This is a genomic window from Haloarcula sp. H-hyl2 (assembly GCF_056934385.1).
The window spans coordinates 1,397,995-1,418,681 of the sequence record NZ_JBRIIJ010000002.1; the positions used below are offsets into that span (position 1 = coordinate 1,397,995).

The 20,687-nt window shown below is 66.7% G+C and carries 26 protein-coding genes; 18 read left to right on the top strand and 8 right to left on the bottom strand.

All coding sequences use genetic code 11. The annotated features are described in order from the left end of the window. The 3 genes from Hhyl2_RS17035 to dcd all read right to left on the bottom strand — a co-directional run bounded on the left by Hhyl2_RS17035 (window position 1) and on the right by dcd (window position 2,246). Window positions 1-651, bottom strand: coding sequence for a class I SAM-dependent methyltransferase (locus tag Hhyl2_RS17035; RefSeq protein WP_483551955.1), 651 nt, complete (start codon window positions 649-651; stop codon window positions 1-3). After that, window positions 648-1,544 (bottom strand): thiamine-phosphate synthase family protein, encoded by an 897-nt coding sequence (locus Hhyl2_RS17040; protein ID WP_483551956.1) that lies wholly within the window; start codon window positions 1,542-1,544, stop codon window positions 648-650. Before Hhyl2_RS17040 ends, Hhyl2_RS17035 begins: the two co-directional genes overlap by 4 nt. A 114-nt stretch (window positions 1,545-1,658) precedes the next feature. Then, window positions 1,659-2,246, bottom strand: coding sequence for a dCTP deaminase (dcd, locus tag Hhyl2_RS17045; RefSeq protein ID WP_483551957.1), 588 nt, complete (start codon window positions 2,244-2,246; stop codon window positions 1,659-1,661). 352 nt (window positions 2,247-2,598) lie between these two features. Here dcd and Hhyl2_RS17050 point away from each other — a divergent pair, with 352 nt between their 5' ends. Then, complete coding sequence (locus tag Hhyl2_RS17050) at window positions 2,599-3,000, top strand: carboxymuconolactone decarboxylase family protein (protein WP_483551958.1); 402 nt, start codon at window positions 2,599-2,601, stop codon at window positions 2,998-3,000. Window positions 3,001-3,246: 246 nt separating this feature from the next. Here Hhyl2_RS17050 and Hhyl2_RS17055 read toward each other — a convergent pair whose 3' ends face one another. Beyond that, window positions 3,247-3,852, bottom strand: a complete 606-nt coding sequence (locus Hhyl2_RS17055) for a YIP1 family protein (RefSeq protein ID WP_483551959.1) — start codon at window positions 3,850-3,852, stop codon at window positions 3,247-3,249. A 107-nt stretch (window positions 3,853-3,959) separates the two neighbouring features. Between Hhyl2_RS17055 and pth2 the strand changes: the two genes are divergently transcribed. From pth2 to psmB, 3 genes are all read left to right on the top strand, one after another. Beyond that, window positions 3,960-4,298 (top strand): peptidyl-tRNA hydrolase Pth2, encoded by a 339-nt coding sequence (pth2, locus tag Hhyl2_RS17060; RefSeq protein ID WP_483551960.1) that lies wholly within the window; start codon window positions 3,960-3,962, stop codon window positions 4,296-4,298. A 77-nt stretch (window positions 4,299-4,375) separates the two neighbouring features. Beyond that, on the top strand, window positions 4,376-5,110 hold the full coding sequence (psmA, locus tag Hhyl2_RS17065) for an archaeal proteasome endopeptidase complex subunit alpha (RefSeq protein ID WP_483551961.1): 735 nt from the start codon (window positions 4,376-4,378) through the stop codon (window positions 5,108-5,110). Further along, a complete protein-coding gene (gene psmB, locus Hhyl2_RS17070; RefSeq protein ID WP_483551962.1) occupies window positions 5,110-5,802 on the top strand; it encodes an archaeal proteasome endopeptidase complex subunit beta in 693 nt (230 codons plus the stop codon). The genes psmA and psmB overlap by 1 nt, the downstream gene beginning before the upstream one ends. A 46-nt stretch (window positions 5,803-5,848) precedes the next feature. On the opposite strand, the gene Hhyl2_RS17075 is transcribed toward psmB, so the two are convergent. Next, window positions 5,849-6,139 carry a DUF7526 family protein gene (locus Hhyl2_RS17075; protein WP_483551963.1) on the bottom strand — a complete coding sequence of 97 codons (291 nt, stop codon included), beginning with the start codon at window positions 6,137-6,139 and terminating at the stop codon, window positions 5,849-5,851. A 138-nt stretch (window positions 6,140-6,277) separates the two neighbouring features. Here Hhyl2_RS17075 and Hhyl2_RS17080 point away from each other — a divergent pair, with 138 nt between their 5' ends. Beyond that, window positions 6,278-7,621 (top strand): MFS transporter, encoded by a 1,344-nt coding sequence (locus tag Hhyl2_RS17080; protein ID WP_483551964.1) that lies wholly within the window; start codon window positions 6,278-6,280, stop codon window positions 7,619-7,621. A gap of 3 nt (window positions 7,622-7,624) precedes the next feature. Here Hhyl2_RS17080 and Hhyl2_RS17085 read toward each other — a convergent pair whose 3' ends face one another. Beyond that, complete coding sequence (locus Hhyl2_RS17085) at window positions 7,625-8,794, bottom strand: sensor histidine kinase (protein ID WP_483551965.1); 1,170 nt, start codon at window positions 8,792-8,794, stop codon at window positions 7,625-7,627. Between the two features lie 129 nt (window positions 8,795-8,923). Here Hhyl2_RS17085 and truD point away from each other — a divergent pair, with 129 nt between their 5' ends. Further along, window positions 8,924-10,288 carry a tRNA pseudouridine(13) synthase TruD gene (gene truD, locus Hhyl2_RS17090; RefSeq protein ID WP_483551966.1) on the top strand — a complete coding sequence of 455 codons (1,365 nt, stop codon included), beginning with the start codon at window positions 8,924-8,926 and terminating at the stop codon, window positions 10,286-10,288. 52 nt (window positions 10,289-10,340) lie between these two features. Then, window positions 10,341-11,069, top strand: coding sequence for a DUF2103 domain-containing protein (locus Hhyl2_RS17095; RefSeq protein WP_483551967.1), 729 nt, complete (start codon window positions 10,341-10,343; stop codon window positions 11,067-11,069). 15 nt (window positions 11,070-11,084) lie between these two features. Here the strand turns inward: Hhyl2_RS17095 and Hhyl2_RS17100 are convergent, their stop codons facing one another. Next, a complete protein-coding gene (locus Hhyl2_RS17100) occupies window positions 11,085-11,309 on the bottom strand; it encodes a hypothetical protein (protein ID WP_483551968.1) in 225 nt (74 codons plus the stop codon). A gap of 199 nt (window positions 11,310-11,508) precedes the next feature. Here Hhyl2_RS17100 and Hhyl2_RS17105 point away from each other — a divergent pair, with 199 nt between their 5' ends. The 8 genes from Hhyl2_RS17105 to Hhyl2_RS17140 all read left to right on the top strand — a co-directional run bounded on the left by Hhyl2_RS17105 (window position 11,509) and on the right by Hhyl2_RS17140 (window position 17,734). After that, window positions 11,509-11,817, top strand: a complete 309-nt coding sequence (locus tag Hhyl2_RS17105; RefSeq protein ID WP_483551969.1) for a 50S ribosomal protein L37ae — start codon at window positions 11,509-11,511, stop codon at window positions 11,815-11,817. A 26-nt stretch (window positions 11,818-11,843) separates the two neighbouring features. After that, complete coding sequence (locus Hhyl2_RS17110; protein ID WP_483551970.1) at window positions 11,844-11,978, top strand: DNA-directed RNA polymerase subunit P; 135 nt, start codon at window positions 11,844-11,846, stop codon at window positions 11,976-11,978. Then, window positions 11,975-12,232 (top strand): KEOPS complex subunit Pcc1, encoded by a 258-nt coding sequence (locus Hhyl2_RS17115; RefSeq protein WP_483551971.1) that lies wholly within the window; start codon window positions 11,975-11,977, stop codon window positions 12,230-12,232. The genes Hhyl2_RS17110 and Hhyl2_RS17115 overlap by 4 nt, the downstream gene beginning before the upstream one ends. 45 nt (window positions 12,233-12,277) lie before the next feature. Then, window positions 12,278-15,772, top strand: coding sequence for a PAS domain S-box protein (locus Hhyl2_RS17120; protein WP_483551972.1), 3,495 nt, complete (start codon window positions 12,278-12,280; stop codon window positions 15,770-15,772). Between the two features lie 58 nt (window positions 15,773-15,830). Continuing rightward, the gene (locus Hhyl2_RS17125) at window positions 15,831-16,238 is read left to right on the top strand and encodes a DUF7344 domain-containing protein (RefSeq protein ID WP_483551973.1); all 408 of its coding nucleotides are present in this window, start codon (window positions 15,831-15,833) and stop codon (window positions 16,236-16,238) included. A 37-nt stretch (window positions 16,239-16,275) separates the two neighbouring features. Next, entirely contained in the window at window positions 16,276-17,040 is a 765-nt protein-coding gene (locus Hhyl2_RS17130) for an aldo/keto reductase (RefSeq protein ID WP_483551974.1), read from the top strand. Window positions 17,041-17,103: 63 nt separating this feature from the next. Then, the gene (locus tag Hhyl2_RS17135; RefSeq protein ID WP_483551975.1) at window positions 17,104-17,493 is read left to right on the top strand and encodes a prefoldin subunit beta; all 390 of its coding nucleotides are present in this window, start codon (window positions 17,104-17,106) and stop codon (window positions 17,491-17,493) included. 4 nt (window positions 17,494-17,497) lie between these two features. Next, on the top strand, window positions 17,498-17,734 hold the full coding sequence (locus tag Hhyl2_RS17140) for a DUF3194 domain-containing protein (RefSeq protein WP_483551976.1): 237 nt from the start codon (window positions 17,498-17,500) through the stop codon (window positions 17,732-17,734). Here the strand turns inward: Hhyl2_RS17140 and Hhyl2_RS17145 are convergent. Next, window positions 17,731-18,018, bottom strand: coding sequence for a DUF8142 family protein (locus Hhyl2_RS17145; RefSeq protein WP_483551977.1), 288 nt, complete (start codon window positions 18,016-18,018; stop codon window positions 17,731-17,733). The genes Hhyl2_RS17140 and Hhyl2_RS17145 overlap by 4 nt on opposite strands. 138 nt (window positions 18,019-18,156) lie before the next feature. On the opposite strand from Hhyl2_RS17145, the gene Hhyl2_RS17150 reads away from it, so the two are divergent. The 3 genes from Hhyl2_RS17150 to tuf all read left to right on the top strand — a co-directional run bounded on the left by Hhyl2_RS17150 (window position 18,157) and on the right by tuf (window position 20,671). After that, on the top strand, window positions 18,157-18,612 hold the full coding sequence (locus Hhyl2_RS17150; protein ID WP_483551978.1) for a bifunctional nuclease family protein: 456 nt from the start codon (window positions 18,157-18,159) through the stop codon (window positions 18,610-18,612). A 50-nt stretch (window positions 18,613-18,662) separates the two neighbouring features. Continuing rightward, on the top strand, window positions 18,663-19,319 hold the full coding sequence (locus Hhyl2_RS17155) for an HAD family hydrolase (protein WP_483551979.1): 657 nt from the start codon (window positions 18,663-18,665) through the stop codon (window positions 19,317-19,319). An 86-nt stretch (window positions 19,320-19,405) separates the two neighbouring features. Beyond that, window positions 19,406-20,671 carry a translation elongation factor EF-1 subunit alpha gene (tuf, locus tag Hhyl2_RS17160; RefSeq protein WP_483551980.1) on the top strand — a complete coding sequence of 422 codons (1,266 nt, stop codon included), beginning with the start codon at window positions 19,406-19,408 and terminating at the stop codon, window positions 20,669-20,671. Window positions 20,672-20,687 lie beyond the last annotated feature (16 nt).

Genomic DNA, 20,687 nt, shown 5'->3' on the forward strand with positions numbered 1-20,687 from the left:
TCACGTGACCCGCCCGGACACCAGTCCGAGGTATCCCCCGGCGAAGGTCTCGTAGCGGCGGTCGACCGTCCGCTCGGTCAGGCGCTCGCGCGCTGCCGCGACCCGCTGTTCGAAGGCCGAGGCCTGCGAGGTCCGGGAGAGACGGCTCCCCGGCGAGGAGAGCCTGACGAACCCTTCGAAGACGGCGTTCAACGGAGTGGCGACGGCCGCGTCGCTGCGCTGGAAGTTCAGCAGCGTCACGCGCCCCCCAGCGCCCACGGTGTCACACCAGCGGTCGACGACCGGTTCGGGGTCGGGAAACAGCCCGGCGACGAACGTTGCCAGGACGGCGTCGGCACTGTCGACGGGGGGCCGTGCTGCGTCGCCCTGAACGTAGTCGACGTTGCGTCCGGTCCGGCCACCCTGGCGCCGGCCCTGGTCGAGCATCTTGCGTGTCAGATCCAGGCCGACGACGCGGCCGTCGGGACCGACCTGTCGTCGTAGATACGGGACGTTCGCGCCTGTCCCACACCCCATCTCGACGACGGTGTCGCCGCGAGCGAGGGCGAGCGTCTCGACGGCGCTTGCTCGCCACGAGCCGACGAACGGGACCGACGCGACGGCGTCGTAGACGCGCGCCCACCGGCCGTAGAACGCCTGGACGTCCGTCACAGCAGGTCCCGCGCTCGCTCGGCGACGGCCACGGCGTCCTCGCCGAGCAGGTAGACGACCGGCTCGACGCCCATCCCGCCGGTCTGGTAGAGGACGTCCGCGTCGGGCGTCTCGGCCAGCGCGTCGGCGACGCCGGTCTCGATAGCCGCTTCGGCGTCGAACTCGGCGGTCACGTGACCGGCGTCCGTCAGTGCCGTCACGACCGACTCGTCGTAGCGGACGTTCAGTGCCGCCCGTGCGTCGCTGCCGGCGGCCCGCGCGGCCAGCAGGAGCGACGCGACGTGCTCGCTGACGCCGAACTCCGGTTCGGCCGGAATCGTCGCCCGCCCTTTCACGTCCAGTATCCGACCGGGGACAGCGGCGACGTCCTCGATGCTGTCGCCGTCGGGCAGCGTCTCCACGAGGTTCGACCCCACTGCCGGAATCAGCGTCGCGAACCCGCTCGTGTTCTCCAGGACCTGGAGGCCACGCCGGACCGACGAGAGGGTCCGCTCGGCCGCCCGGAGCGTCGAGTCCGGATCGTGGACGGCGAACTCGCCCTCGTACTCGGCGAGTTCGGGGACCCGCTCCTCGTGGAGCTGTGCCAGGAGCCCGCCGCGTTCGAGTTCCCTGATGAACACCTCCGTCTCGACGAGCGCCTGGACCGACGTCATCTCGCCGGCCGCCAGCCCGTCCGCCAGTCGCTCGACGAGTTCCGAGAGCCCGCGGTGGTCGAGCAGGTCCTCGTTGCGGTCGACGTCGCCGTGGACGTACTTCGAGACCGCGCTCTGACTGATCCCCAGGAGAGCGGCTACCTCGGACTGTGTGAGGCCTCGCTCGCGGAGCGCCTCGGCCAGGAGCGACCGGAACGTCGGGAGGAACTCCTCGACGACGACCTCCTCGACGAACCGCATCACTGATCGCCTCCTCCGGACTCGTTTCTCGCCGACAGCAGAGCGACACCGGCGTCGCTCATTGGTCGCCTCCGAACTCACTCGCTCGGAGCCGAGAGTCGGACACGAGCGTCCTCATTGGTCGCCTCCGAACTCGCGATCCCCCTGTATCTTGCTCGCCTGTGGCCCTTTCTGGCCCTGGTACTTCGAGCCGCGCTCGTCGCCGTAGGGGCGGTCGGCCGGCGTCTTCAGTTCCGTGAAGGTCAACTGCGAGATGCGCATGCCCGGCGAGAGCGCCACGGGCGCAGTGCCGAGGTTCGACAGTTCGAGCGTGATCTGCCCCTCGTACCCGGGGTCACATAGTCCCGCAGTTGCATGGACCACGATCGCAAGACGGCCAAGGGACGAGCGCCCCTCGACGTGGGCGATGAGATCGTCGGGAATCTCGACGCGTTCGTGAGTCGTTCCCAGGACGAAGTCGCCGGGGTGGAGGATGTACTCGTCGTCGGCGTCGACGACCGTCTCCTCGACGTAGTCGGCGACCTCCTGTTCGCTGTTGGGGTGGATACAGGGGATGTTGGCGTGCTGGAACTCCAGGAACTCCCGTCCCAGTCGGAGGTCGATGCTGGCCGGCTGGATCTGGATGTCGGGATCGTCGAGTGGCTCGACGACCAGGTCGCCCTCCTCCAGGCGTCGCAGGATGTCCGCGTCCGAGAGTATCATTACCCGAGGTAGCGCAACGCGTCGCCTAAAGGTTCCCGCCTCGGAGCGCGGTGGTGTCTCGCAGCCGTCGCGAACCCGGGAACTGTATCGGATGCCCGGCGCGAGACCGAGCTACAGGAGACGATGGGCACGAATGGAATACTCCGAACGGAGCGAACAGGCGTCGCCGCTGGGAGATATGCATCTGGCGTGGAAGCGACGTGCCTTCGATCCCCCCTCCCAAGTTAGGTAACCTGCTGTCATTTGGGTCTGGGTGTACACATATCTGACAATCAAATACCCTGATTGTTGTCGGAACGCCTATGCAATTTTGTGACGAGTGTTAACAGCCTACAAAGGCGAGGCGTGCTTCATGGCGACACAGCAAACGATTCAGGAAATCGAAGAAACGCTCGGCCAGGTTCCGGACTGGATGGAGATCATCGCAGAGCCGGCAAGTGACCACAGTTGGGGGATCTTTCGGGATCTCCTCCTCGAGGAGACTGATCTGTCCCCACGCGAGAAAGCTCTCGTCGGAGTGAGTGCAGCCGCCGCGATGCAGTGCCCCTACTGCGCGTACTTCCACAGGGAGGAGGCACGATTTGCGGGCGTGTCGGAGGCCGAACTCGAAGAGACGGTCAACCTCTCTGGTGTGACCAGGTACTTCTCGACGCTACTGCACGGGAACGAGTACGAACACGACGACTTCGTCGCGGACACGGACGAGATATTCGAGTACCTCAGCGAACAGGAAGAGGCCGTCGCGGACGACTGATCTGGCCGGATCGGGAACTATCGTTTTTTCTCTGGGCGGTATCCGACCTACTGCTCCGGGACGTCAGTCGGACCGTCGTCCCGTCCGAGAGACGCCGTACCCCAGTGGTTACGACAGAATCGCTTGCTGACAGTGCGACGCTCCAACTACCGACAGTTGGACAGCCACGACTACCGAGCGCCGGCCAGTGGTATCTGGACATCCACGTCCTGGTCTGCCTGACTGGACACTGTCTGGGGACCCAGGTCACACCAGTATCACGAGCGCGACGGCGACCAGCACCGCCGTCACCACGGCAGCGAAGCGCGTGAGTTCGTGGACGACACGCAGGCCGGCGGCCCAGATGAACGCCTGCAGCGCGGCGACGCCGATCTGGACGAGCAGGATCGTCAGTCCGGAGAGGCCGGTCTGTAACGGCTGGACCCGTGTGCCGAGGGCTTGCAGGCTGTCGACGGCGAGATCGGTCTGGAGGCCGTAGACGACGAGAGCGACGCCACCGGCCAGCCCCGTCAACAGCGTCGGGAGCAGACCCCAGGCGGTGAGTTCGAGCGTGGCGCCGAAGGTACCGCGGCCACCGCCCAGTTTGGCACCGAGGTAGAGGACCGTCGAGAGGAGAAGCCACGTGACGAGCAGTCCCAGGAACACGAGCGGGAGCGCGCTGGTGACCTCCCCCCAGAACTGTGTTCTGAGGTCGCCCCCGAGTTGCTGGCTGAACACCCAGAGCGCGACGCCGACGATGGAGGTCAGCACGAGCGAGAAGACGACGGCGATGCCGGCACCGATGCCGCCGTTCATGCCGTCGCTGCGGGCCTCGAAGAACTGACGGGGACGGAACAGGAGTCGACGGACCATCTGGCGTGTGCTGGGAGAGTCCTCGCCCACGGTGTATGTACCCTGTGGTATGTGCAACCGGTCGGGTGCTCCGAGGGGGCTTTAAGTGCGGGTCGCCATGTGTACCCATGAAGCAGGCCATCGTCGCACGGGCCGACGTCGGCATGGGCGAGGGGAAACTCGCCGCCCAGGTCGCGCACGCCGCCCTGTCGGCCTACGAGGACGCGGGTCGGTCGGCCCAGAAAGCCTGGAAGGGCGAGGGCCAGAAGAAGGTCGTGCTCAAGGCCACGAGCGAGGACGAACTGTTCGAACTCGCCGACGTCGCCGAGCGCGAGGGCCTGCCGCATGCGGTCGTCAGAGACGCCGGCCACACACAGCTCGACCCGGGGACCGTCACCGCACTCGCGGTGGGTCCCGCCGAGGACGAACTGGTGGACCGGGTCACCGGCGACCTGCCGCTGTACTGAGGACAGCGGGACCATACCACCGGTATGGTTATATATAAGTACCACTAACCTCAGGTGAACAACACAGAGCACACATCATGCAAGGTAACGAACAGCAGGCGTACGACCGCGGGATAACCATCTTCTCGCCGGACGGGCGCCTCTACCAGGTCGAGTACGCCCGCGAGGCGGTCAAGCGCGGCACCGCGAGTGTCGGCGTCCGGACCGCCGACGGCGTCGTACTGGCGGCCGACCGGCGCGCCCGGTCGCCGCTCATCGAGCGGGACAGCATCGAGAAGATCCACGAGATCGACGACCACGTCGGTATCGCCAGCGCCGGTCACGTGGCCGACGCCCGGCAGCTCATCGACGTGGCCCGTCGACAGGCCCAGGTCAACCGGCTGCGGTACGACGAGCCGGCCTCCGTCGAGTCCCTGACCAAGGAGATCACCGACTACATTCAGCAGTACACCCAGACGGGTGGTGCACGCCCGTTCGGTGTCGCGCTGCTGGTCGGTGGCATCGAGAACGGCGAACCGCGCCTGTTCGAGACGGATCCGTCGGGGACGCCCTACGAGTGGCAGGCCGTCGCCATCGGTGGCTCCCGCGAGGAGATCCAGAACTTCCTCGAAGAGGAGTACGCCGAGGAGATGGATCTGGAAGCCGGCGTCGAACTGGCGCTCCGGTCGCTCGCGTCGGTCAACGACGAGGGGCTGGACGCGACGGGCGTCGACATCGCCACCATCGATGTCGAGCACGAGCAGTTCGAGAAGCTCTCGGAGGACGACATCGCCGACCGCCTGGCCGAGTTCGAACTCGGAGGTGAGGAGTGATGTACGACCCCGACAACCGTCTGACCGACGCCTACGAGCCCGAGGTCGGCACCATCCCCTCGGACGACAGCGGACGCGACGAGGAGACGGTCACCAAGACCGGGACGACCACCGTCGGTATCAGCACCGACGACGGCGTCGTCATCGCGACAGACCGGCGCGCCTCGCTGGGCGGCCGCTTCGTCTCGAACAAACAGGTCCAGAAGGTCGAGCAGATCCACCCGACTGCGGCGATGACGCTGGTCGGCAGCGTCGGCGGCGCCCAGTCGTTCATCCGATCGCTGCGCTCGGAGGCCAACCTCTTCGAGGTCCGCCGTAACGAACCGCTGACGATCCACGCGCTGGCGACGCTGGCGGGCAACTTCGCCCGCGGCGGCCCCTTCTTCGCCATCAACCCCATCATCGGCGGGGTCGACGAGGAAGGCAGCCACGTCTACAGCGTCGATCCGGCCGGCGGCGTCCTGCAGGACGACTACACCGTCACCGGCTCCGGGACCATGGTCGCGACGGGGACCATCGAGGGCGAGTACGACCCCGAGATGAGCCTCGAAGAAGCTCGCGCCCTGGCGATCCGTGCGGTCGAAGCGGCCGCGGAGCGCGACACCGGGTCGGGCAACGGCATCGTTCTGGCCGAGATCACCAGCGACGGCGTCGACATCGACCGGTTCGACGACTACGAGTCGGCGGCCTGAGAACGGCACCGACTACATTTTGTCCGTTCACGTCGTGAGCGGGGGCTCAGTCGAGTCGGGTCGCCTCGTAGACGCCTGCCATCTCTGTCTCCCGGACGCGTGCAGTCACTTCTTGGCCTTCGTCGGCACCCCGTTCCGAGACGAGGGTGATCGGTTCGATGGGCTCTCGCAGGAAGAACGCCCGTAGTCGCTCGAACCACGAGGGGGTCCCGCCCTCCCGGCAGACGATGACGTACCGCGACTCGGCCAGTTCTTCGAGTTCCGGCTGGAGGTCGTAGTCGTCGAGGTCGGCCGGGTCGACGACGTGGATGACCTCCCCGCGGATCCGCTCGGTCATACCGGTGGCTCGGGCCCGAGCACTATGTGCCTTCTCGTGTCGGCACTCGGTATGTTGGTGTTTGGCAACAGCTGGCTCCATAGCCGCTCTGTGCCGGTATTCCGGGAGTTAAGTGGGGACCCACCGTACCACGCACCGATGGCAACCGACAGCGAGGAGCGCGTCGACCTGCTCGATAGCTTCCGCCAGTTCTTCGCGCTCGAACGGGACGTGCTGGTGCTCTCGCTGTCGATGCTCGCCTTTAGCCTCGCTTTCCAGATGACCGGGCGGTACGTCCCGGAGTACCTGCGCGTGCTGGGAGCCAGCGCCGGCGTCATCGGCCTCTACGGAAGCGTCGGGAACCTCATCAGCGCTGTCTATCCGTATCCCGGCGGCGCGCTCTCGGACCGGATCGGGTCTCGCCTGGCGCTGACGGCCTTCGCCGTGCTGGCGACGCTGGGCTTTGGCCTGTGGTACCTCGCGGCCGTCGTCGGCGACATCGCGCTGGGGCCGGTGACGGTGCCCGCGTGGGGGCTGGTCTTCGTCGGTCTCTTCCTCGCGCAGGCCTGGAAGTCGTTCGGGCTCGGCGCGACCTTCGCCATCGTCAAACAGGCGGTGCCGCCCCAGCGGCTGGCGATGGGATTCGCGAGCACGGAGATGTTCCGCCGCATCGGCTTCCTGCTCGGTCCGCTGCTGGCGGCCGGCCTGCTGGCGCTGACGCCGACGTTCACCGGTGGCTTCCAGTTCATCCTGCTTGCCGCGATCGCCTTCTCGCTCGTGGCGACCGTCGCCCAGCACGTTCTCTACGACGCCAGCGAGGACTCACTGGGCAAGTCCTTCGAGGGACTGAGCCAGATACTCGCCGACTTGCGGTCGATGCCCGCACCGCTTCGCCCGCTGCTGGTCGCCGATACGTTCGTCCGGTTCGCCAACGGGATGGTCTACGTCTTCTTCGTCATCGTCGTCACCGACTTCCTGTCGGTCGGCTTCTCGGGATTCGGGCTCTCACTGCGCCCGGACGCTTTCTTCGGGGTCCTGCTCGGCGTCGAGATGGTCGTCGCAATCGTCTCGATGGCGCCGGTCTCGAAATTCGCGGAGTACGCCGGCCTCAAGCCCGCCGTGGCGCTGGGCTTCTCGGTGTACGCACTGTTCCCGCTGGCGTTGATCTTCGCGCCGGCCGACCAGTGGCTCATGGTCGCGCTCTTCGCTTACTCCGGGCTGCGGTTCGCCGGTCTGCCCGCCCACAAGGCGCTGATCGTCGGCCCCGCGGAGGCCGACGCCGGCGGCCGTGTCACCGGCACCTACTACCTCGTGCGCAACACCGTCGTCATCCCCAGCGCCGCGCTGGGCGGCTGGCTCTACGGCAGCGAGTGGGCACTCGCCGTCGCCGGCCAGACCGTCCGTGCCGGCCCGCAACTGGCCTTCCTCACAGCTTCGGCTATCGGACTGGTCGGTGTCGCCTACTTCCTCGTCTTCGGCCAGGAGTTCGAAGCCTACGAGTAGGCATCAGGCAGTCACAGCCGCGTCCTGATGTTCCCGCAACGTCTGTTCCGGGTGGAGCGATCTGGTGTCCCCGTCGCCACGCGGCAGGTCGAGTATGACGACAGCGCCGTCGTCGTTCGCCAGCGAGAGGTCGCCACCGGACTGGTCGACGATCCAGTACACGAGCCACAACCCCAGGCCGACACCGTGATCGAGCGCCGACGTACTCGGTTCGGCACCGGAGAACAGCGCCTGCTCGATGTCGGGTAGTCCCGACCCGGAGTCGGCGATACGAACCTCGATGGTCTCCGCGGTTGTTTCCGTGACGTGTACGTCGATGTCGAGGGTCTCCGTGTCGTTGTGTTCGACGGCGTTCCGGAGCACTTCTCGCAGTGCCGTCTCCAGCTTCGGGTGGGCAGTCACCGTAGCGGCACTGGGCAGGTCCGCACGGACAGTCACCTCGGGGTGGGTCGACCGAACCTCGGCCAGGAGTCGCTCCAGCAGGGGACCGAGTTCGATCGTGGTGCGCTCGTTCGAACCCCACACCTGGCGCATCTCTGCCATCTTCTCGGAGAGGTCGGTCAGTTTCTCGACTCGGCGACCGAGCAGTGTGGCCCGTTCGGACATCGGGCTGTCGTCTAGCTCCCGGTCGAGTTCGTCTGTGACGCCGGCGATGACGGTGAGATTGTTCCGGAGGTTGTGCCGGAGCACGCGGTTTGCGACGTCGAGCCGTCGGTTCAGTTCGGTCATCTCCTCGTAGCGGCGGTTCAGTTCGGCGGTACTGCGCTGGAGGCGTGCGTAGTAGTAGCCGAGGTACGGGCCGGCAACGGTCCCGCCGACGCCCATGATCATGGCGTAGTACAGCGGTTCGTTGAGCGAGTACCCCTGCAGGACCTGGATCCCGGAGGCTACCAGCGACAGCGATGCGGTCGTCAGGCCCAACCCGATCGTCGAGTAGCCCAGATAGTGGAACTGTGCAGGGGCGACTCGGTCAGTGGTGTAGCGAACCGACACCAGGAGTGCGACTGCGAGTCCACAGACGACGGCCAGCTCCATCCCACGGATGAGCAGTGCGGAGGTGTCTCTCACCGCGTGGACGACGCCGGCGGCCACGAAGATGGGCGCAAGGAGGTACAGCGACCACAGGATGGACCGTGAGAGGGGGCTATTGCTCACGGAAATAGTGTCATCCACACTATAATATGTCGACTCGTTATGAAAAAGCCTTGTGTTCGAACCAGTATCGACCGGGCTGTGACGGCCAGGCAAGCGGGGCGGGGAACGCCAACGCTAAACCCGTCCTCGCGAACTGTCCCGTAACGAATGCGTGAGGCCCACCCGATAGAGCAGGCGGTCGGTATGGAGTACTACGTCAGCGACGCCGACGGTGTGGGCGGCCACCTCAGGGAGACGCCGGCGGATTTCCGCGTCACCGAACTGGAGGCGTTCGACACCGAACCCGTCGATGCCGACACCGGGGCCTACCCCCATCTCGTCATGCGGGTGGACCTGCGGAACTGGGACACTAACGACTTCGCGAGCGCGCTCTCGGACCGGCTGGGTATCTCCCGCGAGCGTGTCTCCTGGGCCGGGACGAAGGACAAGCGCGCAGTCACCCGCCAGCTGTTCTCGGTGAAGGGCATCGACGCCACGGACGTACCCGACCTCGACGACGCAGATATCGAGGTCGTCGGCCGGGCCGGCCGGCCGATCCTCTTCGGCGACCTGGCGGGCAACGCCTTCGAGATCGTCGTGCGGGACGCCGACGCGCCCGAGAACGCCGCGTCGGTGGTCGAGGACCTTGCAGCCCTCGGCGGCGGAGAGGCCGGGACCGACGCCGGGACGCTCCCCGACGAGGACCGGACCGTCGGCGTCCCCAACTTCTTCGGCCAGCAGCGCTTCGGGTCGCGGCGGCCGGTCACCCACGAGGTCGGCCTCCAGATCGTCCGCGACGAGTGGAAGGGCGCCGTGCTGGCCTACGTCGGGAACCCACACGAGCGCGAACCCGAAGCCACGCGCGAGGCCCGCGCGTACGTCGACGAGACCCACGACTGGGCCGGCGCGCTGGAGCGACTCCCGCGAGCGCTGGGCTACGAGCGCTCGATCTGCCACCGGCTCGTCGAGAACGGCGCGGCGACCCCCGGGGACTTCCGGGACGCGCTGGAGACGCTCCCCTCGAACCTCCAGACGCTGTTCGTCAACGCCGCCCAGTCGTACGTCTTCAACCGCGTCCTCTCGGCGCGGCTGGAACGCGGCCTTCCCTTCGACCGCCCCGTCGAGGGCGACGTGGTCTGTTTCAGCGACTCCGACGCACCCGACGGCCTCCGCCTGCCCGACACCGACCGGACCCAGCGGGTGACCGAGCGACGACTGCGGACCGTCGAGCGCCACTGCGAGCGGGGGCGGGCGTTCGTCACGGCCCCGCTGGTCGGCACCGAGACCGAACTCGCGGACGGCGAACCCGGCGACATCGAGCGCGCAGTGCTTGACGACGTCGGCCTCGCCCCCGCGGACTTCGACCTGCCCGGCGAGTTCGACTCGGCGGGGACGCGCCGGGCCGTCCTGCTCCGGACGGATCTCGATGTCGACCGCGACGGCGACGGCCTGACGTTCTCGTTCGCGCTTCCAAAAGGGAGCTACGCGACGGTCCTGCTGCGGGAGTTCCGCAAGGGCGATCCTGGCGCCTGAAACTACCCGTGAACCGTCTCGTTTATCCGCCGGAGGTCCCCTATGGACGGATATGGACTGCCGGCAGTGTGCGACACCACTCGACCGACCGGGCGATTACTGCCTGGTCTGTCGCACTGCCAACACCGAGGTCGTCGTCCTCGAACTCGATCGGGACCGGGCCACGATATCCTGTGTCGCCGACGACGAGGTGGTCGGCCGGCGGACGGTGACGACCACGCCCGAGGGCGACGGGAGCGACCAGCTAGCGGTCACGGAGCTGCGGAACTTCGCCGGCCTCGTCGCCGACGAGGTACGGCGCAAGCGCCCCGAGGAGGTGTACGTCACCGGTGATCGGGCCGTCATCGCGGCCGTCCGCGGGCAACTCCACCACGAGTTCTTCCGGGTCGAGGGCGAGAACCCCGTCGAGCGCGTGATCGAACGTCGCGGCCAGCCCGCTCTGGAGGTCGTCGAGGCGTCGCTTGCGGAGAAACTCGGCGGGAGTCACTCGACGCTCATCGGCGGTCGGACCGGCCAGCACGCCCTGGAGACCGTCGCCGACCACCCCCACGTCAAGAAGGTTATCCCGGGTCCCATCGACGCCAGCGGCTCCGGGGCGCGTGGCGGCGTCCGCGCGAAAGCGACACGTGCGGACACCAACGGCAACGTCCGTGTGCTCATCCGGGACGGCTCCACCGTCCAGGAGAACCGCGTGGTCACGACAGCCGGCGACCGGGAACTGGGCGAACACGTCCGTGCCGACCTCAACGAAGCGCTCCGAGACGCCGAACTGCAGGACTGACTGTAAATCGTCGCCTCAGGCGAATTCGGCGAGCACGAGCAGCACACTCGGCACGGCCAGCAACACGAGGCCGCCGAGGAGCAGCAGCGCCGGGAGGACCAGGAGGCCGGCGTCGGTGAACAGCCACATCCCCAGCCCGGCGAGCAGTACGACGAGCCCCAGGAGACGCAGGGCCCAGGTGACGACGCCCTCGAATCCAGAGTCTGCGACGACGTCGACGACTTCGAGTGCTTCGTCCATAGCACCCGGCGGTTCTCGATACAGATGTTTAGGGCCTGTGGCCGATTTTGCATCGTCTGACGTTAATTCGAGCGTACGGCTCGCGGATTGATTTGGAACTCCCGCTCTAGCGTCACGCCAGCGCACTCGTTCGGGACAGTCGCCCCCATGTGAGTGTCTGGCGAGCGGAATCGGCCGCGAGGTCGGTCTCGAAGGGCTTATGTGGACGCTCGGCGGACAGCAGAACACTATGGCCAAGAAGAAGGGACGTACCGGCAGTGCCGGCCGATTCGGTGCTCGCTACGGTCGTGTCTCGCGCCGCCGCGTCGCCGAGATCGAATCGGAGATGAACGAGGACCACGCCTGCCCGAACTGTGGCGAGGACCGTGTCGACCGCCAGGGAACCGGTATCTGGCAGTGCAGCTACTGTGACTACACGTTCACCGGCGGGAGCTACAAGCCCGAGACCCCCGGTGGCAAGACCGTCCGCCGCTCGATCCGCGCCGCGCTGGCCGAAGACGAGGAGTAAAGAGTCTCCACCCGTACACCCAACGTATGAGCTACAAGTGTTCTCGCTGCAAGCGTGACGTGACGCTCGACGAGTACGGTGGCGTCCGTTGCCCGTACTGCGGGCACCGGGTCCTGCTGAAAGAGCGTGCGCCCGACATCAAAGAAGTCGACGTCGAGTGAGCGCCCCCCACCGCACTGTTCTCACGTTCGCGTTCGACGCTCCCGAGCGTGCCCGGCGCATCGAGCGTAGCGTCCGGCCGGAGATCGGCGCGATCGACGGCGACCGGACCACTGCGTCCCTCGACCGTGAGGGTGATACGCTCTCGGTGACCGTCCACGCCGACGACCTGGTCGCGCTGCGGGCCGGCTGTAACACCTGGCTGACGCTGGTCGGGACGGCCGAGACGGCCGATGCCGTCGCCGAAGCACTATAGTGGGTTCGCAGCATCGTAGGTGTCTGTACGACCGAGTTCTGATAGATGACGACAGGCACGTCCAATCCCGACAGCGTTCTGCCGCCGACAGCGACAGCCGACGAGGCCGACGTGCTGTACGTCGACGCGGACGCCGACGTACGTGAGCGGACCCGGGCCGGGATCGAACGCCGGCGGGACGAACTGTCGGTGACCGACGTTGGCGACGTCGAGACGGCCACAGAGCGACTGGAATCGCGCTCGATCGACTGTCTCGTCGCCGACCCCGACGGACTGGACGGCCTGGCGTCGGTGGTCGAGGCGGCTGTCTGCCCGCTGGTCCTCTATACGGGACGTGACCCTGGGGCTATCGGTGAGTGGGTCTCCGAACACGCCCGGACGATCGTCGAGAAGGGCGACGAGGCCGACCGCTCGGCGTTCCTGGCGGAGAAAATTCACAGCGTCGTCAGTGCGATTCCGGACCGGACCAACAGTGCCGTGGCGGCTGCACGCGAGCGCGTCAGCGCCGCCAGCGAGAACGAACTGGCGGTGCTGCTGGCACCGGACGAGACGGTCTCGTGGACGAGTGGGCCGCTCGCGACGGTACTTCCTGACCCCGAGCACGACGCGGAGTCGGACTCGCTCTTCGACCGCCTCGACGCTGTCGTCGCCAGCGAGGGACGGGCCAGTCTCGAACAGTTCCGGACGGGATCCGAGACATCTGTAACGCTCCCAGTGGCTGCCGGGGAGTGGCACCGTTCACTCCTCGTCCGGCGCTACGACGCGCCCGAACGAGCCGAGGGCGGACAACTGCTACTCCTCGCGGACGTTTCGGACCAGGTCCGACGGATCGCACAGCGTGACCGCCTCGACCTCCTCGTGGATCGAGCACAGGACGGGCTGTACACGCTGGACGAGGACGGCGTCATCGACGACTGTAACGAGTCGTTCGCACGAACGCTCGGCTACGACCGCGAGTCGCTGATCGGCACGCATGCGGCGGCGGTGTTGGTGCCCGGTGAGCTCACAAAGGGACAGCGGACCGTCGAACGACTGTTGCGCAATCCGGAGCGACAGACGACGACTGTCGAGCTGTGGTTCCGCCGGGCCGACGGGGGCGACCGACTCCTCTCGATCCGATACACGCTGTTACTGGGTCCCGAGGGGACCTACCACGGTTTGATGGGAGCTGTCCGTGACGTCAGCGAGCGACACGAACGCGAGCGAACGCTGGAACAGCAACGGGCCCGCTTCGAGAGTCTGGTCGAGCACTTCCCGAACGGTGGCGTGTTCCTCTTCGACGACGACCTCCGGTTCGTCGAGGCCGGGGGCCAGGAGCTGGACCCGCTCGGGCTCGACGCCGAGGAGATGGTCGGACGGCGGCCGACGGAGATCTTTCCGTCCGAGAACGCCAGCGTCCTCGAAGATCATTACCGGGCGGCGCTGCGTGGCGAGCACTCGTCGTTCGAAGACACGTATCAGGGCAACCGGTATCACGTCCAGACGATCCCGATTCCCGGGAACGACGCGGCCGCCGGGATGGCCGTCGCACAGAACGTCACCGAGCAGCGCGAGCGCCAGTGGCAACTCGAACGCTCCAACACGCTCCTCTCGACGCTGCTTGACACACTCCCGCTCGGAATTGTCGTCGAGGACAGCGACCGCGAGATCACGACCGTCAACCACCGGTTCCTGGACATGTTCGAGCTACTGGGGACGCCAGCGGACATCGTCGGGACCGACTGCGTGGCACAGGCACGCGACGTGTGTGACCTGTTCGTCGATCCCGAGACGTTCGTCGACGGCGTCGCGGCCGTCCCGGGCGAGCACCCGGCCCGCCACGACGAGGCACTGGAGTTACACGACGACCGCATCTTCGAACGGAGTGCCGTTCCAGTCGAACTGCCGGACGGGCGCGGGACTATCTGGCTTTACCGGGACGTGACCGACCGGATCCGGCACGAGCGGGAACTGGAGGAGACGACAGAACGACTGGATCTCGCACTGGAGGGCGCGGAGCTCGCAGTCTGGGACTGGGATATCGAGTCCGGAGCGGTCACGCGAAACGAGCGCTGGGCAGAGATACTGGGGTACGACTCCGACGAGATCGCCGGCGAACTCGGCGAGTGGGCCCAGCGCATCCATCCGGACGACCGCGAGCGGGCCGAGACCGAACTGGCCGCTCACTTCGACGGCGAGACCGACTTCTACCAGTGTGACCTCCGACTACAGACGAAGTCGGGCGAGTACAGATGGATCCGCGACAGCGGGAAAGTGTTCGAACGGGACGAAGCCGGCGAGCCGGTCCGTGCAGTCGGGATCCACCAGGACATCACCGAACGCAAGGAGCAGAAACGCGAACTCCAGCGGCAACGCGATGAACTGGAGATGCTGGCCCGGACCCACTCGCTCATCCAGGACGTCATCCGGGCGCTGAGCGACGCTGCGAGCCGCTCGGAGATCGAGGAGATCGTCTGTGGTCGCCTCGTCGAGTCGACCCTCTACGAGTTCGCCTGGGTCGGCGAACAGGAGGGGCGTGACAACCGCCTTGCGACACGGATGGCTGCAGGGGACGGCGACGGCTATCTGGAGACCGTACGTGAGCGGGCGACCGCCGAGGACCGCGAGCGTGGCCCGGGGACGACGGCCATCCGGACGGGTGAGGTACAGGTCGTCCGCGACGTCACCGACGAACCGGTGATGTCGGACTGGCAGGACGAGGCACTCGAACGTGGATACCGCTCAGCAGCAGCTATTCCGCTGGTCCACACCGACGTGGTCCACGGGGTACTGGTCGTCTACGCGACCCGTGCCGACGCGTTCAGTGAGCGTGCCGTCGAGAGTTTCGCCGTCCTCGGGGAGATGATCGGCTTCGCGCTGACTGCCGTCCAGAACCGGCAACTCCTGTCACAGGACACCGTCCTGGAACTCACCTACCGTTCCCAGGTTGACGACCCGTTGCTCACAGTCGCACGCGAACTGGGGTGTCACATCGAGGTGTCGGGGTCGGTCTCCGTTCAGGACGGCTTTCTGGAGTACCTCACTGTCACGGACGGGTCGCCATCGGACGTTCTGGACGCCATCCGTGACCGAGCGGGCCTCGAAGACGTCCGTATCGTCAGTGACGACGGGGACAGCGGTGTCATCGAACTCACGACGTCCCGGACGTTCGCGGGGTCGTTGCTCGACGTGGGCGCCAAGCTACAGACCGCCGAAGTCACGCCGACCGGTATCGTCGTCACGGTCGAGGCGCCGACGGACGCGGATCCGCGAACGATACGGGATGTCCTGACCGATCACGTCTCGGGACTCGAACTGGTGGCGAAACACGAGCAGGAGCGACCACCTACGCCCCTGACGGACGAACTGGCACTCGGTGATCGGCTGACGGAGCGACAGCTCGAGGTCCTGCGCGCGGCGTATCTCGCCGGTTACTACGCCTGGCCGCGCGATACCACCGCCGAACAGCTTTCCGAGACGCTCGATATCGCCTCCCCGACGCTGCACCAGCACCTCCGGCGGGCACAGCGGAACCTGCTCGAAGCGCTGTTCGACGAGTAGCCACCTAGTCGTCTAGGTACGGCGTTGATAATCGAGAGGGCCAACAGTATAGCCGCGTATGAGCGACCAGAGTGGCGACGGCCCCGACAGTGAACAGTGGCGTGGGATGACGCCACAGGACCGGGGGTTCACGACGCCGATCGCCGACGACGTCTTCGACGCGCTCGCTGACTGGCGACGCCGTGCCGTCTGCCGGTATCTCTCGACGGCCGAGGAATCGGCAGTCGCTGCACGGACGCTCGCCGTCGTGGTCAGCGATCGGGGACAAGCGAGTTCGGTTCCCGACGACGAGACGACGGTCGAGGCTGTCGAGCGGGAACTGGTCGAGACCCATCTCCCGAAACTCCACGATCTGGGGCTGCTGGACTTCGACGAACGGAGCGAGACGGTCCGGTACTGGGGGTCACCGACCGTCGAGAAGTGGGCCGAGCACGCCGATGCCGTCACCGACGACGCCGAGTTCTGACCGACACATCCATCTGGGTGCCGACCGACGCACGGCTATGCACCTGCCACCCGTCGGCCTGGGAACCATGGGACTCGCGGCGCCGGAGCCGGTCACCACCGCGATCGAACTCGGGTACCGTCATCTCGACACCGCACAGATCTACGAGAACGAGGGCGTGGTCGGGGACGGCATCGTCGCCGCCGATATCGACCGCAGCGACCTCGTCGTGGCGACGAAGCTCTGGACGGATCGGCTGGCCGGCAGCGACGTCAGACGTGGAACCGAGGAGAGCCTCGACCGCCTCGGCCTCGACGCCGTCGACCTCCTCTACGTCCACCGGCCCCGCGACGGCTACGAGCCGTCCGAGACGCTCCCGGCGCTCGATGCCGTGCGGGACGACGGCCTGACCGCACACGTCGGCCTCTCGAACTTCGAGCCCGAGCAGCTGGCGACCGCACGCAAGCACCTCGACGCGCCCGTCGCCGCCCACCAGGTCGAGTTCCACCCGTTCTTCTCTCGTCAAGCGCTGCTCGACGACGCACAGGAACACGACTACCCGCTGGTCGCGTACTCGCCACTCGCCGGCGGCGCCGTCTTCGACGACCCGACGATCCAGTCGGTCGCACAGAAACACGACACGACACCCGCCGCCGTCAGTATCGCCTGGGTGCTCGCCCACGACAACGTCGTCACCATCCCGAAGGCGTCCTCGCGGGCGCATCTCCGGGCCAACCGGGCCGCAGCAGACCTGGAACTGGACGCCGACGACATCGAGCGCATCGCCGCTATCGACCGCGAGGAGGAACTGTATCCCGAGTGACGGCTGTGGTGTGGGTCAGCATGAAAGCGTGGGTTTAACAGTGCGGACCTCGACCGTCGGAGTATGCAAGGAAATCTTCCGCCCGAAGCACAGGAGAAGCTCGAGGAACTGCAGGACCTGCAGGAGACCGCACAGCAGGTCGCCGCACAGAAACAGCAGGCCGAGACGGACCTGCAGGAGTCCCAGACAGCGCTGGACGAACTCGACGACGTCGAGGACGACACCGTGATGTACCGCGAGGTCGGTGAACTGCTCGTCCAGACGGACCTCGAGGAGGCCCAGGAGGACCTCGAAGAGAAGGTCAGCAACCTGGAAGTCCGCGTCGAGACCCTCGAGAAGCAGGAAGAGCGCGTCCAGGAGCAGTTCGAGGATCTCCAGAGCGACCTCCAGCAGATGCTCGGCGGCGGTCCGGCAGGCGGCCCGGCCGGCGGTCCCGGCGCAGGCGGCGCGTAAGGCCATGCCCAGCGACGACGAGGTCGTCGAGACGGCCGCGAACGCGGCCGAAGACGTCGTCTTCTCTCGGTTCGACGTCGGCGAAATCGAGGACATCGACGTGACCGTCACCTTCGAGGACGGCATCCTCGACGTGGACGTCTACGTCAACGCGCCCGAGAGTACGACCGACGAGCGACAGGTCGCCGACGACGCCGCGCTGGCCGCGCGTGGGGCTGTCGACGACCTGTTCGAGAACTAGTCCTGCGGCCGTTCCTCGCCGGTCCGTTCGCTGGCGAATCCGGTCCGGAAGGCGATCCACGCCAGCACGCTGACGAACAGGATCGGCGGGAGGATCATGAACCCCCACAGCGGGTCCAGTCCCCACCCCAGCAACAGCACGAGATCGAACAGGCCCAGCGCGAGGAACGGCGCGACGTACTTGGCCGCGCGCCAGCGGTCGACACCGACCCCGTCATCGTCGTCGTCCGCCAGGAGGTCCGCGGTCGTCCGGCCTGCGGTCTCGGTGTCGGCGACGTCGTCCATACCCCCGCGTTGGTGGCCGACCGTCAAAAGTACCGCGCTCGCCCGTTCGCGCGGGTAGTAACATTCAGCGACCGGGCGGCTGGCTGTCAATCGCTGCCAAGGTATAGATTTTCATAGCTTCGCGCACAACCCGACAGTATGGAACACGAAGCCACGGTCGAGGGCGTCGGTGTCGGCGTCGACGACGAGGGGACGGGGACGCCGGTCGTCCTCCTCCGTGCGCGTGGGGAGATAGTCCCTATCTTCGTCAGTTCGGACCAGGCACAGTCGATGCAACTGGCGATCGACGGCGAACCGTTCGAGCGACCGCTCACACACGACCTGCTCGTCGAGATGGTCGCGGAGTTCGGGGGCGCGATCGACCGGGTCCGTATCGACGACCTCGCGGACGGGACTTTCTACGCGAAGATCGACGCCGAGCAGTACACGCAGGACCGGCGCCGCGACATGGTGTTCGACGCCCGGCCCTCCGACAGCATCGCTATCGCGCTCCGAGTCGACTGCCCGATCATCGTCTCCGACGAGGTCGTCGACCAGGCGGGCCGGCCGCCCGAGCAGTTCGAACCGGAGGACGACGACGGCCCGGGCTTCTGAAACGGGCAAGAGCGAAACGTTTCTCACCGCCGACCGACCAACAGTGAGCGATGAGCTACGAGTCGGTCATCTTCGACAACGATGGCGTGCTGTTGACACTGACCAGCATGGACACCCACCAGGCCGGGACCAGGATGGCGTTCCAGCGCGTCGGTGTCGTCGATCCACGGCCCGAGGACCTCGAAGCGATGCGGATCGGTGTCACGCCCGACCGACTCGACGACGTCTGTCGGCGGTACGATCTCGATCCCGAGCGGTTCTGGACGGCCCGCGACGGCGCGATCTCCGAGGCACAGCGCGCGGCGATCCGCGCGGGCGAGAAACGCCCGTACGGCGACGTCAGACTCCTCGACCGACTCGACGGCCCGCTGGGCGTGGTCTCCTCGAACCAGCAGGCAACCGTCGACTTCGCGTTCGACTACTTCGACCTGGATCGCCACTTCGAGACGGTCCACGCACGCCCGCCGACTATCGAGAGCCTGCACCGCAAGAAGCCCCGGCCCTACTACATCGAGCAGGCGCTCGCCGACCTCGGCGTGTCGGACGCGCTGTACGTCGGCGACAGCGAGTCTGACGTCGAGGCGGCCCAGCGGGCCGGTATCGACGCGGCGTTCCTCCGACGGCCCCACACGGTCGACACCGACCTCTCGGTGACGCCCGAGTACGATATCGGCGGTCTGGACGACGTGGTCGACCTGACGGAGTGACCGCGTCGGGCGAGGCACGTCTTTATTGTTGGCGGATGTGAATTATCACCTTGGAGCAACTCGCTCGTCGAGAGCGAGTGAGACCTATGAGTGACAAACCACACCAGAACCTGGCCATCATCGGTCACGTCGACCACGGGAAGAGCACGCTCGTCGGCCGGTTACTCTTCGAGACAGGGTCGGTCCCGGAACACGTCATCGAGCAGTACCGCGAGGAAGCCGAAGAGAAAGGCAAGGGCGGTTTCGAGTTCGCCTACGTCATGGACAACCTCGCCGAGGAACGCGAGCGGGGGCTGACCATCGACATCGCCCATCAGGAGTTCGACACCGACGCGTACTACTTCACTATCGTGGACACGCCCGGCCATCGGGACTTCGTCAAGAACATGATCACCGGCGCGAGCCAGGCCGACCACGCGGTCCTGGTCGTCGCCGCCGACGACGGCGTCCAGCCACAGACCCGCGAACACGTCTTCCTCTCGCGGACGCTGGGCATCGAGGAACTCATCGTCGGCGTCAACAAGATGGACCTCGTCGACTACGACGAGTCGCGGTTCCGCGAGGTCGTCGAGGAGGTGAAGGGACTGCTGAAGCAGGTCCGCTTTGCCGTCGACGACGCCTCGTTCCTGCCCATCTCGGCGTTCGAGGGCGACAACGTCGCCGACCACTCCGAGAACACGCCCTGGTACGACGGGCAGACGCTGCTGGAGACGCTGAACAGCCTCCCGGAGCCACAGCCACCGACAGACGCGCCGTTGCGGCTCCCGATTCAGGACGTCTACACGATCTCGGGTATCGGTACAGTGCCGGTGGGCCGCGTCGAGACGGGCATCCTGAACACGGGCGACAGGGTCTCGTTCCAGCCCAGCGACGTGGCTGGCGAAGTCAAGACCATCGAGATGCACCACGAGGAGGTGCCCAAGGCTGGGCCCGGCGACAACGTCGGGTTCAACGTCCGCGGCATCGGCAAGGACGACATCCGCCGCGGCGACGTCTGTGGGCCCGCCGACGACCCGCCGTCGGTCGCCGAGACCTTCCAGGCGCAACTGGTCGTGATGCAACATCCGTCGGTCATCACCGCCGGCTACACGCCGGTCTTCCACGCCCACACGGCACAGGTCGCCTGCACCATCGAGTCCCTGGACCAGAAACTCGATCCGTCCTCGGGTGAGGTCGCCGAGGAGAACCCCGACTTCATCGAGAACGGTGACGCGGCGGTCGTGACGGTCCGGCCACAGAAGCCACTCAGTATCGAACCCTCTTCGGAGATTCCGGAACTGGGCTCCTTTGCCGTCCGGGACATGGGACAGACCATCGCCGCCGGGAAGGTACTGAGCGTCACAGAGCGGTGAGGAGCGTCGGAACGTC

Excerpts from the sequence above, each read along its gene's own strand:
- Hhyl2_RS17040 (WP_483551956.1), bottom strand. The coding sequence starts at position 1,544 with ATGCGGTTCGTCGAGGAGGTCGTCGTCGAGGAGTTCCTCCCGACGTTC.
- dcd (WP_483551957.1), bottom strand. The coding sequence starts at position 2,246 with ATGATACTCTCGGACGCGGACATCCTGCGACGCCTGGAGGAGGGCGAC.
- Hhyl2_RS17050 (WP_483551958.1), top strand. The coding sequence starts at position 2,599 with ATGGCGACACAGCAAACGATTCAGGAAATCGAAGAAACGCTCGGCCAG.
- Hhyl2_RS17055 (WP_483551959.1), bottom strand. The coding sequence starts at position 3,852 with ATGGTCCGTCGACTCCTGTTCCGTCCCCGTCAGTTCTTCGAGGCCCGC.
- pth2 (WP_483551960.1), top strand. The coding sequence starts at position 3,960 with ATGAAGCAGGCCATCGTCGCACGGGCCGACGTCGGCATGGGCGAGGGG.
- psmA (WP_483551961.1), top strand. The coding sequence starts at position 4,376 with ATGCAAGGTAACGAACAGCAGGCGTACGACCGCGGGATAACCATCTTC.
- psmB (WP_483551962.1), top strand. The coding sequence starts at position 5,110 with ATGTACGACCCCGACAACCGTCTGACCGACGCCTACGAGCCCGAGGTC.
- Hhyl2_RS17075 (WP_483551963.1), bottom strand. The coding sequence starts at position 6,139 with ATGACCGAGCGGATCCGCGGGGAGGTCATCCACGTCGTCGACCCGGCC.
- Hhyl2_RS17080 (WP_483551964.1), top strand. The coding sequence starts at position 6,278 with ATGGCAACCGACAGCGAGGAGCGCGTCGACCTGCTCGATAGCTTCCGC.
- truD (WP_483551966.1), top strand. The coding sequence starts at position 8,924 with ATGCGTGAGGCCCACCCGATAGAGCAGGCGGTCGGTATGGAGTACTAC.
- Hhyl2_RS17095 (WP_483551967.1), top strand. The coding sequence starts at position 10,341 with ATGGACTGCCGGCAGTGTGCGACACCACTCGACCGACCGGGCGATTAC.
- Hhyl2_RS17100 (WP_483551968.1), bottom strand. The coding sequence starts at position 11,309 with ATGGACGAAGCACTCGAAGTCGTCGACGTCGTCGCAGACTCTGGATTC.
- Hhyl2_RS17105 (WP_483551969.1), top strand. The coding sequence starts at position 11,509 with ATGTGGACGCTCGGCGGACAGCAGAACACTATGGCCAAGAAGAAGGGA.
- Hhyl2_RS17110 (WP_483551970.1), top strand. The coding sequence starts at position 11,844 with ATGAGCTACAAGTGTTCTCGCTGCAAGCGTGACGTGACGCTCGACGAG.
- Hhyl2_RS17120 (WP_483551972.1), top strand. The coding sequence starts at position 12,278 with ATGACGACAGGCACGTCCAATCCCGACAGCGTTCTGCCGCCGACAGCG.
- Hhyl2_RS17125 (WP_483551973.1), top strand. The coding sequence starts at position 15,831 with ATGAGCGACCAGAGTGGCGACGGCCCCGACAGTGAACAGTGGCGTGGG.
- Hhyl2_RS17130 (WP_483551974.1), top strand. The coding sequence starts at position 16,276 with ATGCACCTGCCACCCGTCGGCCTGGGAACCATGGGACTCGCGGCGCCG.
- Hhyl2_RS17135 (WP_483551975.1), top strand. The coding sequence starts at position 17,104 with ATGCAAGGAAATCTTCCGCCCGAAGCACAGGAGAAGCTCGAGGAACTG.
- Hhyl2_RS17140 (WP_483551976.1), top strand. The coding sequence starts at position 17,498 with ATGCCCAGCGACGACGAGGTCGTCGAGACGGCCGCGAACGCGGCCGAA.
- Hhyl2_RS17145 (WP_483551977.1), bottom strand. The coding sequence starts at position 18,018 with ATGGACGACGTCGCCGACACCGAGACCGCAGGCCGGACGACCGCGGAC.
- Hhyl2_RS17150 (WP_483551978.1), top strand. The coding sequence starts at position 18,157 with ATGGAACACGAAGCCACGGTCGAGGGCGTCGGTGTCGGCGTCGACGAC.
- Hhyl2_RS17155 (WP_483551979.1), top strand. The coding sequence starts at position 18,663 with ATGAGCTACGAGTCGGTCATCTTCGACAACGATGGCGTGCTGTTGACA.
- tuf (WP_483551980.1), top strand. The coding sequence starts at position 19,406 with ATGAGTGACAAACCACACCAGAACCTGGCCATCATCGGTCACGTCGAC.